This window comes from Iamia sp. SCSIO 61187 (genome assembly GCF_019443745.1).
Classification (GTDB): Bacteria; Actinomycetota; Acidimicrobiia; order Acidimicrobiales; family Iamiaceae; genus Iamia.
In genome coordinates this window covers 1,046,865-1,062,170 of sequence record NZ_CP050948.1, presented here as the reverse complement: position 1 = coordinate 1,062,170, position 15,306 = coordinate 1,046,865, and the positions used below count along the sequence as shown (strand labels likewise).

Here is a 15,306-nt window from a genome sequence, read left to right as displayed (position 1 = left end):
CGGGGATCAGGCGGGGGCGGCGTAGCCGGTGAGGAGGGCGCGCAGGGAGGTGGCCCACCTCCGGTCCCGGGAGGCCGCCGAGGTGCCGAGCCGGCCGGCCTGCTCCGCCGCCGCCAGCCCGAGGGCCAGGGCGAGGAGGCCGTGGGCGATGTCGGTGGGGTCGCCCCGGAGGGCACCGGTCGACGTGGCCCGGCGCACGGTGCTGACGACGAGGCGCCGGACGCCGGCGCCGGCCTCGCTCTCGTCGGGGGTGGGGTCGAAGTCGGCGAAGGGCCGCGAGAACATCACCTCGGCGATCGTCGGGTTGTCGGCGACGAACCGCCGGAGGGCGAGGGCCAGGGCGGTGAGGTCGGCGACCGGGTCCTCGGTGGCGGGCACCGCCTCGAGGTGGGCGCGCAGGACCCGGAACCCCTCGAAGAACACGGCGCGGACGAGCCCGGCCTTGTCGCCGAAGAGCTCGTAGACGGCGGGTGGGGACGTCGACGCGGCGCGGGCGACCCGCCGGGTGGTGAACCCGGCGACCCCCTCCCGGGCCAGCACGTCGACGGCGACGCGCAGGAGGTGGTCCCGCAGGGCGGGCGTGCGCTGCTTGGCCGGGGGCACGTCAGCCGGTCGCGGCGAGGAGGGCGGCGAGCTCGGTCCGGTCGGCGTCGATGGCGGCGCGCAGGGCGTCGAGGAGCGGGGCCCGGGTCCGGAGCTTGGTGCGTCGGTGGGCGACGGCGTCGAGCCCGGCCGCCCGCCCGGCGACCTGGCGGGCCCGGGCCGCCAGGTCGGGCTCGGGCACGACCTCGTCGAGGAACCCGACGCCGACGGCGGCCCCGTGGTCGAACGGCGTCGCCAGGTCGAGGGCGGAGCGGAGCCCGGCGGGGGAGAGCACGCCCCGGCAGACCTCGATGGCGGCGCGGGGCAGGGTCATGCCGATCTGCACCTCGTTGGCCTGGATGCGGTGCGCCCCCTCCGCGATGCCGATGCGCACATCGGCGGCGGTCAGCAGGAAGGCCCCCATGGCGATGGCGTGGCCGGTGCAGGCGACGACCACGGGCCGGGGGAAGGACAGGAGCCGGTGGGCCAGCTCGAAGCCGCCGATGACCATGTCGGCCGCCGCCGTCCCGCCCTGGGCCATCACGGCGAGGTCGAACCCGCCGGAGAACCGCCCGGGGCGGCCGGTGAGGAGGACGGCGGCACCGGCGGACTCGGCCCGGTCCAGGGCGGCGCCGATGTCGGCCTGCATCGCCGGCGAGAGCACGTTGGCCCGCCCGTCGTCGAGCGCGATGGTCGCCACCGCCCCGTCGTCCGCATAGGTCAGCCTGGTGTCGCTCATCCCCTGACGTTAACCGGACGGTTGTTCCGTAACAACGTTTCGAGAGGTACGGTCCGAGGGTGGACCCCGTCACCGCTCCCCCGGCCCCCCTCCCGCCCGCCGGCCTGGTGCCGTGGGACCACCCCAGCCCGCTCGTCGACGCCCTCGGCGGCTTCCTGCTCCACCCCGACGACCCTCATCGCGCCGGGTTCCGGGTCGAGGGGCCCAAGGTGAACGCCCGTGGTCTCCTCCACGCCGGGACCGTGGCGACCATCGCCGACGTGGTGATCGGACACGCCGTGGCCGGGGTGTCGGACCCACCGACCCCGCTGGTGACGGTCCACCTGTCGTGCGACCTGATCGGCTCGGCCCGCCAGGGCGACTGGGTCGACGTCACCGTCGGCGCCACCCGGCTGGGGCGGCGCCTCGGGTCGGGCACGGCGACGATGACGGCGGGCGGTCGGGACCTGGCCCGGGTGAGCGCCCTGTTCCTCCCCGTCTGACGGCCGCAGGACGACGACGTACCGTCGCCCGCATGCGCGCCGCCGTCTACGACGAGACCGGACCCCCCGAGGTCCTCCACCTGGCCGAGGTCCCCGACCCCGTGCTCACGCCGAAGGGCGTGCTCATCCGGGTCGAGGCCATCAGCATCGAAGGGGGCGACACGCTCAACCGGCTGGGCGGGGAGATGCCGGCCCGCCCCCACATCGTGGGCTACCAGTGCGGCGGGACGATCGAGGCCGTCGGCGCCGCCGTCACCGACCGCGAGGTCGGCCAGCAGGTCGTGGCCACCATGGCCCACGGCTCCCACGCCGAGCTGGTCGCCGTCCCGGCTCGCGCCACCTGGCCCGTGCCCGCCGGCCTCGCCCTCGTCGAGGCGGCGTGCGTCCCCATCGCCTTCGGCACGGCCGACGACTGCCTCTTCGAGATGGGCCACCTGGGCGAGGGCGAGACGGTCCTGGTGCAGGCGGGCGCCGGCGGGGTCGGCCTGGCCGCCGTCCAGCTGGCGGCCCGCGCCGGGGCGACCGTGCTGGCCACGGCGTCGAGCGACGACCGCCTGGCCCGCCTGGCCGACTACGGCGTCGACCACGGCATCAACTACCGCGACGACGACCTCGTCGCCGCCGTGCGCCGCCTGACCGACGGGCGCGGCGTCGACCTCGTGGTCGACTCGGTGGGCACGACGCTGGCCGACAGCGTGCGGTCCCTCGCCTACCGGGGCCGGATCTCCTACGTCGGCAACGCCGGTCGCGACCCGCGCCCGCTCGACGTCTCCGCCCTCATGGCCGGGAACCAGTCGATCCACGGCGTGTTCCTCGGCGCCGAGCTGGCCGCCGGCCGGCGCGCCCACGACAACATCGCCCGCCTGCTCGACCTCGTCGCTGCCGGTGAGGTTCGCGTCGTCGTCGACAGCACGTTCCCCTTGGCGGAGGCGGCGGCGGCCCACGCCCACGTCGAGTCCCGCCAGGCCTTCGGACGGGTGGTCCTCGTCCCCTAGCCCGACCCGGCGGGCTCAGTGCTCGTGACGGTGGTGGAGGTCGGGCACGTGGGGGTGGGCGTGCACCAGGGCGCCGTGGCCGTGACGGTGGGCGTGGGTCACGTCCGGCGGGAGGTCGGGGTGGACGTGGTCGTGGTGGCCGTCGTCGTGGCGGTGCTCGTGGTCGTGCTCGACCGGGTGGTGGACGTGGTCGTGGGCGTGGTCCGACCCGACCACGCGGGTCACGCCCACGGCCGCCAGCACCAGGGCGACCACCTCGACGGGGCGGACCCGGTCGCCGAGGACACCCCAGGCCACGGCGACGCCGACGAACGGCGCCGTCGAGAACACCAGCTGGCCCCGCGCCGCCCCCAGGTCCCGCGCCCCCCGCACCCACAGGGTGATCGACGCGCCGAAGCCCAGCATCCCGATCACGAGGGCGGCGGGCAGGCCCCACCCCGACGGCACCGAGCCGCCCAGGGCCAGGCCGAGGACGAGGTTGGTCCCCCCGGCCACGACCCCCTTCACCAGGGTGATGGCGGCCGGGCTGATCTGGTCGAGATCGGCGGTGACGCAGTTGTCGACGCCCCAGCACACACAGGCGGCGACGACGAGGAGGGCGCCGACGCGCAGCTCGGGGGCTCCGACCCAGGCCAGGGCGGCCCCGGCGACGACGACGAGCGCCGTCCCGCTCGCCACCCGCCGGCCGACGTGCTCGTGGAAGAAGACGGCGGCCAGGACGGTGGTGGCCACCAGCTCGAGGTTGAGGAGCAGGGAGGCGGTGGCGGCCGGCGTCCGGTCCAGGCCGGCCACCAGGAGCACGGGCCCGAGGAGCCCACCGGCGACGACGGCGGCGAGGAGCCGGGAGCCGCCGCGTCGGATGGCGAGGGGGTCCAGGCCCTGGCGGGCCACGACGGGGGCGACGGCGACGGCGGCGCCGACGTAGAGCAGGCCGGCCAGCACGGGGGCCGAGGTCTCCCCGGCCAGCTCGGCGGCGAGCGGCGTCGTGGCCCCGAAGAGCACCGCGGCCAGGCCGCAGCGCGCCACGCCCGTCCCGATCGTCCCGACCATGCCCTCAGCGTAGGGAGCCGGCACCCGGCGCCCCGGGGCAGCGGCTACAGCCGGGGCAGGACCTCGTCGCGGTAGAAGGCGTACATCTCGGTCTGGGCGTCCCCGACCTGGTGGACGTGGATCTCGTCGGCCCCGGCCTCGAGGTAGGTGCGCAGCGACTCGACGTGGCGTTCCGGGTCGGGACCGACCGGCATCGAGCCCACGGCCGCGTCCTCGTCGACCAGCTCGCTGGCCTGCTCGAAGTGGGCCGGCGTCTTGAGCTCCTGGCCCAGCTCCCCCGGCAGCCCGGTGTTGGGCCAGAGGCGGTGCACCAGCTCCCGGCACTCCTTCTCGTCGGGGCCCCAGCACGCCTTGGCGAAGGCGATCACGGGACCCGTCCCGCCCTCGTCCCGGTAGGTGGAGATGACCTCGGCGTCGGGCGAGGTCGTGGCCAGGCCGTCGCCGATGCGGGCGGCCACCTTGACCGCCTTGGGCCCGTAGGCCGAGACGATCACCGGCGGCGGTTCGTCGGGGACGGAGTACAGCCGGGCGTTCTCGACGGCGTAGTGCTCGCCGTCGTGGCTGATCTCGTCGCCGGACCACAGCTTCCGCATGACCTCGACGGCCTCCTCGAGCATCGCCAGGCGCACGGCGGCCCGGGGCCAGCGCTGGCCGGTGACGTGCTCGTTGAGGTTCTCGCCGGAGCCCACGCCCAGGAAGAAGCCTCCCCCCGCCATCAAGGCGGTGGTGGCGGCGGCCTGGGCCACGATGGCCGGGTGGACCCGGATCGTCGGGCACGTCACCCCCGTGCCCAGGCGGGCGTGGGGCGCGGCGGTGGCGATGCCGCCGAGGACGCTCCACACGAGCGGGCTCTGGCCCTGCTCGCCGACCCAGGGGTGGAAGTGGTCGGACACGCTGACGTCGGCGAAGCCGTGCTCGACGGCAGCGGCGCCGAACCGCACGAGCTCACGGGGCCCGTGCTCCTCGGCGCAGAGGAAGATGCCGATGCGGGGTGAGGATGTGGCCATGCCGGGCTGGCTCCCCTCGCCCGCGCGGGGGAAACCGGCGAACATGGCCCGATGCGCAGGCGGCACGTGGCGGTGATCGGCATGATGGCGGTCGGCAAGACGACGACGGCCCGAGCCGTGGCCGAGCAGCTCGGCGCCCGCTTCGTCGACGTCGACGACGTCATCGAGGCCCAGACCGGGCGCACCGTCCGTGAGCTGGCCGACGAGGGGGGCGAGCAGGGCTACCGGCCCCTCGAGCGGGCGGCCGTCGAGGCCGCCCTGGCCGCCGTGGACCCGGTCGTGCTGGCCACGCCGGGCGGGGTGGCCGTGGATGCGGCGATGGCCGCCGCCGTCCGCTCCCCGGGGGTCACCACCGTGTACCTGCGTGCCGGGCTCGACACCCTGGCCCGCAACGTCGCCGCCGGCGCCGACCGCCGGCCCCTGCTGGGCGACGATCCCCGGGCCGGCCTGGCCCGCCTGCTCGACGAGCGGGCCGGCCGCTACGAGGCCCTCGCCGACCACGTCGTCGACGTCGACGGCCGCACCCCGGACGAGGTCGTCGCGGCCGTGCTGGCCTCCCTCGGACTGGGGGCGCCACCGCCCTGACGAGCCGTGGCGCGTTGCGTGGCGGCGGCCCGATCGGGCAGGGGGAGCCGTCCGTCCGACCCCCGAGGAGCGCCGGTGCACGCGATCGAGAAGGCTCGCGCCGCGACACCCGAGCTGGATCAGGTCCCGCTCCCCGGGTCGGGGGCCACGCCCGATCGCTGGAAGGCGTTGGCCGCCTGGGGCCGGGAGGACCTGTCGGTCGCACGCCTGGTCGAGGGCCACCTCGACGCCCGCGCCATCCTGGCCGAGCTCGGCCACCCCGCCCCCGACGGGCTGCTCGGCGTGTGGGCGGCCGAGCCGGGCCGGTTGCGGGCCCGGCCCGACGGCCCCGGCTGGCGGCTCGAGGGCGAGAAGGGCTGGTGCTCGGGGTCGCTCGGCCTCGACGCCGCCCTCGTCACCGCCACCGCCCCCGACGGCCCCCGCCTGTTCCTGCTGCCCCCCGACGTCCTGGAGGTGGTCGCCGGGTCGTGGACCCCGATGGGCATGGAGGCCACCCGGAGCGAGACCCTCCTCTTCACCGACGTGCCCGTCCCGGCGAGCGGCGCCGTCGGCCGGCCCGACGCCTACGTCACCCGACCCGGCTTCGGCCACGGCGGCGGAGGCGTCGCCGCCGTGTGGTGGGGTGGAGCAGACGCCGTGGCCGACGGGCTCCGCGACGCGGCGGCGGCGCAGCCGGACCCTCCGCCCGAGGTGCTCGCCGCCCTCGGCGAGGCCACCGCCGTCCTCGCAGGGGCGTGGGCGCTGCTCGAGCGGGCGGCCGGGGAGATCGACGCCCGGCCCGACGACCGGGTCGCCTCCGACCGGCGGGCGCTCGTCGTCCGCCTCGGCGTCGAGCGCGCCGCCCGCGCCGTCCTCGACCTCACCACCCGGGCCCTCGGCGCATCGGCCCTCTGCCACCGGCCCGACCACGCCGGTCGGGTCGCCGACCTCACCGTCTACCTGAGCCAGCTCAAGCCCTTCTCCGCCGCGGTCGCGCTGGCCTGCCACGACCTCACCGCCGGGGACCTCCCGTGAGCGCCCCGACCACCCTCGCCGCACCGACGTGGGACGGCGCTCCGCCACCCGTCGGGCGCCGGGCCGTCGTCGTCGCGCCGCACCCCGACGACGAGGTGCTGGGCACCGGCGTGCTGCTCCGGTGGCTCCGATCCGAGGGGGTGGCGACCACCGTGCTGGCCGTCACCGACGGCGAGGCGTCGCACCGCTGGTCCCGGTGCACCACCCCGGACGAGCTCCGAACGGTGCGGGCCGCCGAGCGGCGCCGGGCCCTCACCGTCCTCGGTGTGGCGCCGGCGATCGAGCGCCTGGGTCTGCCCGACGGCGCCGTCGTCGAGCACGAGGACGCGCTGGCCCGGGTCATCGAGGCCGCCGTCGACGACGCCACCACCCTCATCGCCCCGTGGCGCCACGACGGCCACCCCGACCACGACGCCACCGGCCGGGCCGCGGCGCGGGCCGCCCGTCGCCGGGGGGCGGCGCTCTGGGAGGTGGCCATCTGGGCGGCCGTGCGCGACGGCGGGGCGGCCCGGGACGGCGCCCGGGCCCTGCACCCCGACCCGGAGACGCAGGCGGCCCGGGAGGCGGCGGCGGCGTGCTTCCGCTCGCAGCTGCACCCGCTCGGCCCGCACCCCGAGGACGGGCCGGTCGTCCACCCCCACGAGCTGGCGGCGATGCTCGCCGGCCCCGAGCTGGTGCGGGTCGGCTGACGTGCGCCCGCCCACGCCCGACGCGTACTTCGACGAGTGGTGGGGTCGCAGCGACGACCCCTGGGCCCACGCGACCCGCTGGTCCGAGGCCCGCAAGTACCGGCTCACGGCTGCCGCCCTCCCGCGCCCCCGCTACGACCGCAGCTTCGAGCCGGGCTGCGGGATCGGGGTGCTGACGACCCTGCTCGCCGCCCGCTCCCCGGACCACCTGGCAATGGAGCGTCACCCCCGCGGCGTGGCCGCCACGCGGGAGCGGTGCGCAGGGCTGCCCGGGGTGACGGTGGTCGAGGGCCGCATCCCCGACGACTGGCCCGCCGGATCGTTCGACCTCGTCGTCCTCTCGGAGGTCCTGTACTACCTGTCCTCGCCCGAGCTCGACGCCGTCCTCGACCGGGCGGTGGAGGCCCTGGTCCCCGGCGGCGACCTGGTTGCCGTCCACCACCGTCCCTCGGTCGACGAGCACACCTGGACCGGCGACGAGGTCCACGAGCGCCTCCGCGCCCACCCCGGGCTCACGTCCCTCAGCCGCCTGGTCGAGGAGGGGTTCGTCCTGGACGTGCTGCAGCGATGAGTCCCGAGGCCGTGACAGCCGTCGCCGTGGGCATCCCGGCCCGTGACGAGGAGACGACCATCGAGGCCTGCCTGGTCGCCCTGGGACGGGCGGCTCGCCGCAGCCCCGTCCCGGTGTCGGTCGTCGTGGTCGCCGATGGCTGCACGGACCGCACCGCCGAGCGGGCCCACGCCGCCCTCCGCGACGCCGGCGTGACCGGCAGCGTGGTCACCACGACCGGGTTGGGCGTGGGCCGGGCCCGGGCGCTGGCCCTCGAGACCGCCCTCGCCCACGCCGGCGGGGCGCCCGAGGCCACCTGGCTCGCCACCACCGACGCCGACACCAACGTCGACCCGACGTGGCTCCACACCCAGCTGCGCTGGGCCCGGCGGGGCTACGACGGGGTGGCCGGCCTCGTCGGGGTCGACTGGTCCGGTTCCGACCCCGCCCTCCCCGGTCGCTACGTCGCCTCCCTCGCCCCCGGCGGGACCGGTCTGGGGCACGGGCACGTGCACGGGGCCAACCTCGGCGTCCGGGCGTCGTGGTGGCGCGCCGTCGGCGGGTGCGGTCCCGCCGCCTGCGGCGAGGACCGCGAGCTGTGGGACCGCCTGGCCCGGGCCGGGGCCCGCACCATCGGGGTCGACGACCTCCGGGTCACCACCAGCGGGCGCCTGACGAGCCGGCTCGAGGGCGGCTTCGCCTCCTACCTCAGCGCCCTGTGCTGACGCGTCACCAGTTCGGAGGAGCGCTGCGTGAGCCGAGGTCGGGTGGGGAGGTCCCCGGGACCCCCGAACCAGGAGATCGATGCATGAAGGCACTGACGTGGCACGGCAAGCGTGACGTCCGGGTGGACGACGTCCCCGACCCGAAGATCGAGGAGGACACCGATGCCGTCATCCGGGTGACCTCGACGGCGATCTGCGGTTCCGACCTGCACCTGTACGAGCTCTTCGGGCCCTTCCTCGAGGAGGGCGACATCCTCGGCCACGAGCCGATGGGCATCGTCGAGGAGGTGGGCTCGGCGGTGACCCACGTCGCGCCGGGCGACCGGGTCGTCATCCCCTTCAACGTCTCGTGCGGCAGCTGCTGGATGTGCTCCCAGGGCCTCCAGTCCCAGTGCGAGACGACCCAGGTGCACGAGCACGGCACGGGAGCCGCCCTCCTCGGCTACACCAAGCTCTACGGGCAGGTCCCCGGCGGCCAGGCCGAGTACCTCCGCGTGCCGCAGGCGCACTACGGCCCGGTCAAGGTGTCCGACGGGCCGCCCGACGACCGCTACCTCTTCCTGTCCGACGTGCTGCCCACCGCCTGGCAGGCGGTGGCCTACGCCGACGTCCCCCCGGGCGGCACCGTGGCCGTCTTCGGCCTGGGGCCCATCGGGCAGATGAGCGCTCGGATCGCCCGCCTGCAGGGCGCGTCGCAGGTCTTCGGGATCGACCTGGTGCCCGAGCGCCTGGCCATGGCCGAGCGCCACGGCATCGAGCCGGTCGACTTCCAGGAGCAGGGCGACGACCTCGCCGGGTTCCTGCGCGACCGCACCGGCGGACGAGGCCCGGACGCGGTGATCGATGCGGTGGGCATGGAGGCCCACGGCTCGGGGGCCGGGAAGCTGGCCCACGCCCTCGTCGGCCTGCTGCCCGACAAGGTCGCCGACCCGTTGATGCAGAAGGCCGGCATCGATCGCCTCGCCGCCCTGCTCGCCTCCATCGACGTCGTGCGCCGGGGCGGCACCCTCTCGATCAGCGGCGTCTACGGCGGGGCCGCCGACCCGCTCCCCGTGCTCCAGATGTTCGACAAGCAGCTGACCATCCGCATGGGCCAGGCCAACGTCCGGCGCTGGGTCGACGACATCCTGCCCCTCGTCGACGACGAGACCGACCCGCTGGGCACCCTCGACCTGGCGACGCACCGCGTCCCGCTGGAGCAGGCCCCGGAGATGTACGAGACGTTCCAGAAGAAGGACGACGGCTGCATCAAGGTCGTCCTCCAGCCCTAGCCGCCCGGCTGTGATCGGATCGGTCGCACGGGCGGCCGATCCGATCTCGGGGCGGGGAGGTCAGGGCTCGGCGACGCCGCGCTCGCCCATGTCCGGCTGGTGTCGGACCACCTTGGCGCCGGCCAGGGCGAACATCTGGCGGAGGCGGCCCGGGGCGTCCCACCAGTCGGCGTGGTCGACGACCACCCGCAGGGCGATGGGCTCGGCCCCGTCCTCGAACCAGGTGTCGGTGACCGGGTCGCCCAGGTCCTCGAGCACGGCCGGGTCGGCGGTGGTCGTCGACCACCCGGTCGCCGACACCCAGGTGGTGTCATCGACGAAGGCGACGCTGGTCTCTCCGAGGTCGGGCCGGACCCACTCGGCGTGGCGGTCGACGAGGAACCAGATGGTCCCGTCGGCGTCGACCCGCTGGGCGGCGAGCGGCCGGCCCCGCAGCTCGCCGTCGGGCCCGCGGGTCGTCACCATGGCGATCGGGATGCCGTCCACCAGCTCTTGGATCTTCGTGCCGTCTGCGGTCATGGCGCGGCCCTCCCCGACGGGCCCCGGGTGAAGCGGCCTCAGACGGGGAGGCGCGAGCGGAGGCGCTGGAGGCGGTCGTGGGCCACCGCGGCGCGGGCGGCGTTGGCGCCGCACGCGCCGTGGACCGCACCGCCGGGGTGCGCCGACGCCGAGGCCAGGTAGAGCCCGGCGATCGGCGTCTCGGCCCGGCCGGCGCCGGCGCCGCCGAGCGGCCGGAACAGCAGCTGCTGGTGGAGCTGCGAGGTGCCGCCGCCGATGTCCCCGCCGCGCAGGTTGGCGTTGGCGGCCTCCAGCTCGTGGGGGCCGGCGAGGTGCCGGGCCAGGACCAGGTCACCGAACCCGGGGGCCAGCTCCTCGATGCGCGCCTCCATGCGGGACGCGAAGGTCGCCAGCTCGGCCTCGTCCCACCGGCCGGTGAGGCCGTCGGGCCCGGAGTCGCGTCGCGTCAGCTGCGGGACGTGGGTGTAGGCCCAGGCCGACTCGGTGCCCGCCGGCGAGCGGGTCGGGTCGGTCGTGGTCATCTGCCCGATGAGCAGGAAGGGGTCGGCGGGGATGGCGTCGACGGCCAGGTCGGTCGCCGACCGGGTCAGCTCGTCGAGCGAGTGGGCGACGTGCACCGTCCCGGCCCGCCGGGCGCCCTCGTCGATCCACGGGATGGGGCCGGACAGGGCCCAGTCCACCTTGATGGTGCCCGAGCCGGCCTGGAACCGGTCGAGGGCGGCGACGACCTTCGCCGGCAGGTGCTCGACGCCGACCAGGTGCTCGTAGAGGGCGACGACGTGGGTGTCGGCCAGCACCGCCCGCCGGGCGTGCACCACCTCCCCACCGGCGATCACCACGCCCGTGGCCCGCCCGTGCTCGACGCGCACGGTCTCGACGCGAGTCCCCGTGCGCAGGGCACCGCCCCCGGCCTCGAGCCGGCGCACCATGGCGGCGATGATCTGCCCGGCCCCGCCCTCGGGCACGGGGAACCCGACCGTCTGCCCCAGGGCGACGAGCAGCCACCCGAACAGCGAGCTGCCGGCGCTCTCGGGGGTGAGGTCGGCGTGGAGGGCGTTGCCGGCGAAGAGGAGGCGCGCCGCCTCGCCCCGGAAGCGCTCCTCGACCATCCGGCGCACGGGCATGATCGCCATGCGCGCCGTGTCGCGGGCGTCGCGGCCCAGCGTGGCCGCAGCCAGCCGGATGCCGCCCCGCACCGGCGGGAACGGGCTCAGCAGGCCGGCGATGAGGGCGGGCCCGACCCGCTCCCACCGCGCGTGGAGCTCCAGGTAGGCGTCGCCGTCGCCGGGGGTGTCGGCGTCGAGGGAGGCGGCGGTGACGGCGGGATCCCGGTCGAGCAGCGCGCCGGGTGCGTCCGGCCGGGGGTGGGCCAGGACGTGGGGGGCGTGCACCCAGCGCAACCCGTGGTCCTCGAGGTGCAACCCGGTGATCACCGGCGATGCCGCGCCCAGGGGGTAGAAGGCCGAGTACAGGTCGTTGCGGAAGCCGGGCGCGGTGACCCCGCCCGTCCGGACCGCGCCACCCGGCTCGTCGTTGGCCTCCAGGACCAGGACGTCCCAGCCCCGGTCGGCGAGGAGGTTGGCGGCGGTGAGGCCGTTGGGCCCGGCCCCGATCACGATGGCGTCGACGGTCGTCACTCAGCGGCCTCGGAGGTGGGGAGCAGGGTGCCAGTCTCGCTGCCCGGGACGGCCGGGGAGAACCCGGCGCGCACGCGGCGGTCGACGGCGACGACGGCCGGGTGGATGGCCACGGCCACCGCCACCCCGAAGACCGTGCCCGCGACCACGTCGAGGAGGTGGTGCTGTTCGTCGCGGACGCGGCCGATGGAGATGGCCGCACTGAGGACGGCGCACACGGGCGCCACCGCCGGCCACTCGAGGGCGACCGTCGTGGCGAAGGCCGACCCGGTGCTGGCGTGCCCCGAGGGGAACGAGGGGGTCGTGCGGCGGGCCGCGTCCGGGCGCGTCCGCCCGAACCGCGGCTTGAGGGCGTGACGGTTGAGCCACGAGGCGGTCCCCGCCGCCACCCCGGCGTGCAGGGCGACCCGGCGGCCCCGTCCCCCTCGGGTGGCCAGGAGGGCGGCGGTGCCGAACCAGGTGGGCAGCCCGTTGGCCCGGCCGAGGAGGTGGGTGGGGTCGGCGGACCGGGGGACCCGCCCTCCGGCGATGCGGGTGCTCAGGCGCTGGTCGGCGGCGCTGATGGCAGCCAGACCGGCCGCCAGGCGCTCAGCTCCCGCCACCGAGCTCGGGCATCTCGCTCAGGCGGCGCAGCGACTCCTTGTTGCGGGCGGTGATCAGCGGCTGGGCCATCGGCGTCAGCGGGGTGAGCGGCGACAGCATCCCCTCCCGCATGGCCACCTCGCACCCCGCCCCCGCGGGTCGGACCTCGATCTCGACGTGGGCCCGGCCGAACGGTCGGGCCCGGGCCTCGAGGACGAGCGACCGGGGCTCGTCCACCGCCTTCACCGTCGTGCTGTCCTGGGTGGTGATGGGACCCCCGAGGCCGACCCGGTGGCGGAACGAGGTCCCCGGCTCGGGCCACGCCTCGTCGACCGAGAGGATCTCCACCGCCCCGACCAGCCAGCGGGGGTAGGTCGTGGGGTCCGAGAGGACCGCCCACGCCACCGCGGCACCGACGGGCAGATCGGTCGTGACCTCGCGCATCCCGGGTGGAGCCATGGCCGCCCCACTCTCCTCGGCGACGACCGTCGAAACCCCGCTCCGCGGGTCAGGGGCCGGTGGTGTCGTCGCCCAGGTCACCGTCGACGAGCCGGCGGGCGACCTCGGCCAGCTTCAGCTGCATCCGCTGGGACGCCTTGACGAGGAGGTCGAACGCCTCCCGTTCGTCGATGCCGGCGCGGGCCCGGAGCATCCCCTTGGCCTGACCGATCACGTCGCGGGACTCGAGGGCGACGACCATGTTCTCGCGGTGGAGGGCGGCGACCAGGGCCGGGGTGGCGTGGGCGGCCAGGATCGCGGCCGCGGCGTCGTCGTCGACGTGACCGCTGAAGGTGCCCCGGTCCTCGGAGAACAGGTTGAGGGCCCCGACGATCCGACGCCCGTCGTGCAGGGGCTGGCCCAGCGAGCTGATGACGCCGACGGACTCGACGGCGCGGGGCCCGTACACCGGCCACCGCTCGTCGACGGCCAGGTCGTCGGCCACCATGGCCTCGCCCGTGCGGATGGCGTCGAGGCACGGGCCCTCGTCGGCACCGGTCTGGATGCCGTCGAGGATGTGGCCGATGTCGTCGTTGCTCGACGCGCTGACCAGCGAGCGGCCCCGCATGTGGCTGATCGAGGCGTGGTGGCAGCCGTCGATGACCTCGACGGCGGCGTCGACGATCACCCGCATGGTGGCCTCGACCGACTCCTCGGCCATGAGCCGCCGGGCCAGGTCGGCGAAGTAGCGGACCAGCTCCCGGTCGTCCATCCCCCGGACCTACCGCGCCGACCCCGCCGCCCGCAACCTCCGGGGCGGACCGGCGTGCGCCTCCGGTCCGGGGGGAGGGCGAGACATGGCCCTCGCTCCGACCCTCTCGCGGCCCCTGGCCGCCGGCCTCGGGCTGCTCGCCGCCGCCCGCCGCGCCCGTGCCTTCCACCCCGTCGGGACGGCTGCCCGTGCCGTGGTGGACGTCGACACCGGCGACCACCCGCTGGCCGGGCTGGCCGGCCGGCACGACGCCATCGTGCGCACCTCCCGCGGCATCGGCCTACCCACCCCGCTGCCGGACGTCCTCGGCGTCGCCCTCCGGCTGCTCCCGCCCGGCGCCGACGCCGAGGCGGCCGGCGATCCCAGCACCCTCGACGTGCCCATGGCCTCGTCGGCCGCGGGCCGGATCACCCGGCACCTGCTGCGCCCGGCCATCGCCCCGCAGGGCCCGACCTACTCCTCCCTCGCGCCCTACGCCGGCGCCGACGACCGCCGCTTCGTCGTGGGCGTCCGGTTCGCCGGCGACCAGGACCTCGACCTCCTCGTCGCCCGCCCGGGAGCCCCGTGGCGCACCGTGGGCCGCGTCGCCGTCGGCGACCCGCTCCCCGCCGCCGTCGGGGAGGCCCTCCGGTTCGACCCGTTCACGTGCCCCCCGTGGATGGAGCCGGTCGGGTTCGTCAACGACCTCCGCCAGCCCGCCTACCGGGCCAGCCAGGCCCGGCGCCCGACCGATGCCGACGCCGTCCGTCGATCCGAGGCCACGGCTCTCGGAGATCGCACCACCTGAGGGGTTGTCTCTCGCGATTGCGAGAGGTAAGTTATCAGCGGTCAGCAGACAACCGATCAGCGTCAGGAGGTACCGACCATGCTGCTGCGCACCGACCCCTTCCGTGACCTGCAGGCCATGGCCCGCGCGTTCGACGCGGCCGGCACCCCGACGACGGCCATGGACGCCTACCGCCACGGCGACGTGGTGACGGTCGACCTCGACCTCCCCGGCGTCGATCCGGACTCGATCGACGTCCAGGTGGAGCGGGGCGAGCTCCGCATCCAGGCCACCCGGCGCACCACCGCGCCGGAGGGCGCCCGCTTCCTCGTGCGCGAGCGACCCGAGGCCACCCTCGGCCGCCGCATCGTGCTCGGGGACGCCCTCGACGTCGAGGCCGTGGACGCCGAGTACCACGACGGCGTCCTCAGCATCCGCGTCCCGCTCCGCGAGGCGGCCAAGACCCGGCGCATCGACGTGCGCAAGGCCGTCGGCAGCGGCGCCAAGGCGATCAGCGGGTCGAGCGCGTGAGCCCCCGCCGGGCCGCGCCCCGCCCGGAGGACGCCCCCCCACCGGACTGGCGCACCCGGCTCGAAGATCCCGACGAGCCGCTCTTCACCGTGGCCGTGGCCGCCGACCTGCTCGGCATCGGCCCCCAGCCGCTGCGGCGCCTCGGGGAGGCCCTCGACCACGAGGATCGGCGGCCGTCGGGGAACCAGCGCCGCTACTCGCGCAACGACCTCGAGGTCCTCAGTCGGGCGCTCGAGCTCCAGGGCGACGGCCACGCCGCCGCCAGCATCCCCCGCATCATGGAGCTCGAGCGCCAGGTCGACCGCGGTGCGGCGCGACGACGCGGGTAGTCGGGCCGGAGGACGCCGCAGCCGGCGCCGACGCGGCGACGAC

At 76.2% G+C, this 15,306-nt stretch carries 20 protein-coding genes; 11 read left to right on the top strand and 9 right to left on the bottom strand.

Features of this window, described 5'->3' with window-relative positions:
- Positions 1–6: 6 nt before the first annotated feature.
- A complete protein-coding gene (locus HC251_RS05210; protein ID WP_219944248.1) occupies positions 7–603 on the bottom strand; it encodes a TetR/AcrR family transcriptional regulator in 597 nt (198 codons plus the stop codon).
- 1 nt (position 604) lies between these two features.
- Positions 605–1,321: a crotonase/enoyl-CoA hydratase family protein gene (locus HC251_RS05205; protein ID WP_219944247.1), complete on the bottom strand. Its 717-nt coding sequence runs from the start codon at positions 1,319–1,321 to the stop codon at positions 605–607.
- Between the two features lie 59 nt (positions 1,322–1,380).
- Here HC251_RS05205 and HC251_RS05200 point away from each other — a divergent pair, with 59 nt between their 5' ends.
- A complete protein-coding gene (locus tag HC251_RS05200) occupies positions 1,381–1,803 on the top strand; it encodes a PaaI family thioesterase (RefSeq protein WP_219944246.1) in 423 nt (140 codons plus the stop codon).
- Between the two features lie 32 nt (positions 1,804–1,835).
- Positions 1,836–2,798: a zinc-binding alcohol dehydrogenase family protein gene (locus tag HC251_RS05195; protein ID WP_219944245.1), complete on the top strand. Its 963-nt coding sequence runs from the start codon at positions 1,836–1,838 to the stop codon at positions 2,796–2,798.
- 15 nt (positions 2,799–2,813) lie between these two features.
- On the opposite strand, the gene HC251_RS05190 is transcribed toward HC251_RS05195, so the two are convergent.
- Together HC251_RS05190 and HC251_RS05185 are read right to left on the bottom strand one after the other, a co-directional pair.
- A complete protein-coding gene (locus tag HC251_RS05190) occupies positions 2,814–3,848 on the bottom strand; it encodes a DMT family transporter (RefSeq protein ID WP_219944244.1) in 1,035 nt (344 codons plus the stop codon).
- Positions 3,849–3,892: 44 nt separating this feature from the next.
- A complete protein-coding gene (locus tag HC251_RS05185) occupies positions 3,893–4,855 on the bottom strand; it encodes a TIGR03557 family F420-dependent LLM class oxidoreductase (RefSeq protein ID WP_219944243.1) in 963 nt (320 codons plus the stop codon).
- Between the two features lie 51 nt (positions 4,856–4,906).
- Here HC251_RS05185 and HC251_RS05180 point away from each other — a divergent pair, with 51 nt between their 5' ends.
- From HC251_RS05180 to HC251_RS05155, 6 genes are all read left to right on the top strand, one after another.
- Positions 4,907–5,440 carry a shikimate kinase gene (locus HC251_RS05180; RefSeq protein ID WP_219944242.1) on the top strand — a complete coding sequence of 178 codons (534 nt, stop codon included), beginning with the start codon at positions 4,907–4,909 and terminating at the stop codon, positions 5,438–5,440.
- Positions 5,441–5,515: 75 nt separating this feature from the next.
- Complete coding sequence (locus tag HC251_RS05175) at positions 5,516–6,454, top strand: hypothetical protein (protein WP_219944241.1); 939 nt, start codon at positions 5,516–5,518, stop codon at positions 6,452–6,454.
- Entirely contained in the window at positions 6,451–7,143 is a 693-nt protein-coding gene (locus HC251_RS05170) for a PIG-L deacetylase family protein (protein WP_219944240.1), read from the top strand. Before HC251_RS05175 ends, HC251_RS05170 begins: the two co-directional genes overlap by 4 nt.
- A 1-nt stretch (position 7,144) precedes the next feature.
- A complete protein-coding gene (locus HC251_RS05165) occupies positions 7,145–7,714 on the top strand; it encodes a class I SAM-dependent methyltransferase (protein WP_219944239.1) in 570 nt (189 codons plus the stop codon).
- A complete protein-coding gene (locus tag HC251_RS05160; RefSeq protein WP_219944238.1) occupies positions 7,711–8,418 on the top strand; it encodes a glycosyltransferase family 2 protein in 708 nt (235 codons plus the stop codon). Before HC251_RS05165 ends, HC251_RS05160 begins: the two co-directional genes overlap by 4 nt.
- A gap of 83 nt (positions 8,419–8,501) precedes the next feature.
- Entirely contained in the window at positions 8,502–9,689 is a 1,188-nt protein-coding gene (locus HC251_RS05155; RefSeq protein ID WP_219944237.1) for a zinc-dependent alcohol dehydrogenase, read from the top strand.
- A gap of 60 nt (positions 9,690–9,749) precedes the next feature.
- Here HC251_RS05155 and HC251_RS05150 read toward each other — a convergent pair whose 3' ends face one another.
- From HC251_RS05150 to HC251_RS05130, 5 genes are read right to left on the bottom strand one after another with little or no spacing between them, the layout of a single operon-like run.
- Positions 9,750–10,208, bottom strand: a complete 459-nt coding sequence (locus HC251_RS05150) for a pyridoxamine 5'-phosphate oxidase family protein (protein WP_219944236.1) — start codon at positions 10,206–10,208, stop codon at positions 9,750–9,752.
- A 38-nt stretch (positions 10,209–10,246) separates the two neighbouring features.
- The gene (locus HC251_RS05145; protein ID WP_219944235.1) at positions 10,247–11,845 is read right to left on the bottom strand and encodes an NAD(P)/FAD-dependent oxidoreductase; all 1,599 of its coding nucleotides are present in this window, start codon (positions 11,843–11,845) and stop codon (positions 10,247–10,249) included.
- Positions 11,842–12,447 carry a phosphatase PAP2 family protein gene (locus HC251_RS05140; protein WP_219944234.1) on the bottom strand — a complete coding sequence of 202 codons (606 nt, stop codon included), beginning with the start codon at positions 12,445–12,447 and terminating at the stop codon, positions 11,842–11,844. Before HC251_RS05140 ends, HC251_RS05145 begins: the two co-directional genes overlap by 4 nt.
- Positions 12,434–12,886, bottom strand: a complete 453-nt coding sequence (locus HC251_RS05135; RefSeq protein WP_219944233.1) for an SRPBCC family protein — start codon at positions 12,884–12,886, stop codon at positions 12,434–12,436. Before HC251_RS05135 ends, HC251_RS05140 begins: the two co-directional genes overlap by 14 nt.
- A 49-nt stretch (positions 12,887–12,935) precedes the next feature.
- The gene (locus HC251_RS05130) at positions 12,936–13,637 is read right to left on the bottom strand and encodes a GAF and ANTAR domain-containing protein (RefSeq protein ID WP_219944232.1); all 702 of its coding nucleotides are present in this window, start codon (positions 13,635–13,637) and stop codon (positions 12,936–12,938) included.
- A gap of 85 nt (positions 13,638–13,722) precedes the next feature.
- Between HC251_RS05130 and HC251_RS05125 the strand changes: the two genes are divergently transcribed.
- From HC251_RS05125 to HC251_RS05115, 3 genes are all read left to right on the top strand, one after another.
- Entirely contained in the window at positions 13,723–14,424 is a 702-nt protein-coding gene (locus HC251_RS05125) for a hypothetical protein (protein ID WP_219944231.1), read from the top strand.
- A gap of 78 nt (positions 14,425–14,502) precedes the next feature.
- Positions 14,503–14,934: an Hsp20/alpha crystallin family protein gene (locus tag HC251_RS05120; RefSeq protein WP_219944230.1), complete on the top strand. Its 432-nt coding sequence runs from the start codon at positions 14,503–14,505 to the stop codon at positions 14,932–14,934.
- Positions 14,931–15,263, top strand: a complete 333-nt coding sequence (locus tag HC251_RS05115; RefSeq protein ID WP_219944229.1) for a hypothetical protein — start codon at positions 14,931–14,933, stop codon at positions 15,261–15,263. The genes HC251_RS05120 and HC251_RS05115 overlap by 4 nt, the downstream gene beginning before the upstream one ends.
- The last annotated feature ends 43 nt before the right edge of the window (positions 15,264–15,306 follow it).

Bases quoted from the DNA above. Each gene is read 5' to 3' on its own strand.
- HC251_RS05125 (WP_219944231.1), top strand. From the start codon at position 13,723: ATGGCCCTCGCTCCGACCCTCTCGCGGCCCCTGGCCGCCGGCCTCGGG.
- HC251_RS05185 (WP_219944243.1), bottom strand. From the start codon at position 4,855: ATGGCCACATCCTCACCCCGCATCGGCATCTTCCTCTGCGCCGAGGAG.
- HC251_RS05195 (WP_219944245.1), top strand. From the start codon at position 1,836: ATGCGCGCCGCCGTCTACGACGAGACCGGACCCCCCGAGGTCCTCCAC.
- HC251_RS05155 (WP_219944237.1), top strand. From the start codon at position 8,502: ATGAAGGCACTGACGTGGCACGGCAAGCGTGACGTCCGGGTGGACGAC.
- HC251_RS05130 (WP_219944232.1), bottom strand. From the start codon at position 13,637: ATGGACGACCGGGAGCTGGTCCGCTACTTCGCCGACCTGGCCCGGCGG.
- HC251_RS05180 (WP_219944242.1), top strand. From the start codon at position 4,907: ATGCGCAGGCGGCACGTGGCGGTGATCGGCATGATGGCGGTCGGCAAG.
- HC251_RS05190 (WP_219944244.1), bottom strand. From the start codon at position 3,848: ATGGTCGGGACGATCGGGACGGGCGTGGCGCGCTGCGGCCTGGCCGCG.
- HC251_RS05160 (WP_219944238.1), top strand. From the start codon at position 7,711: ATGAGTCCCGAGGCCGTGACAGCCGTCGCCGTGGGCATCCCGGCCCGT.
- HC251_RS05205 (WP_219944247.1), bottom strand. From the start codon at position 1,321: ATGAGCGACACCAGGCTGACCTATGCGGACGACGGGGCGGTGGCGACC.
- HC251_RS05150 (WP_219944236.1), bottom strand. From the start codon at position 10,208: ATGACCGCAGACGGCACGAAGATCCAAGAGCTGGTGGACGGCATCCCG.
- HC251_RS05120 (WP_219944230.1), top strand. From the start codon at position 14,503: ATGCTGCTGCGCACCGACCCCTTCCGTGACCTGCAGGCCATGGCCCGC.
- HC251_RS05135 (WP_219944233.1), bottom strand. From the start codon at position 12,886: ATGGCTCCACCCGGGATGCGCGAGGTCACGACCGATCTGCCCGTCGGT.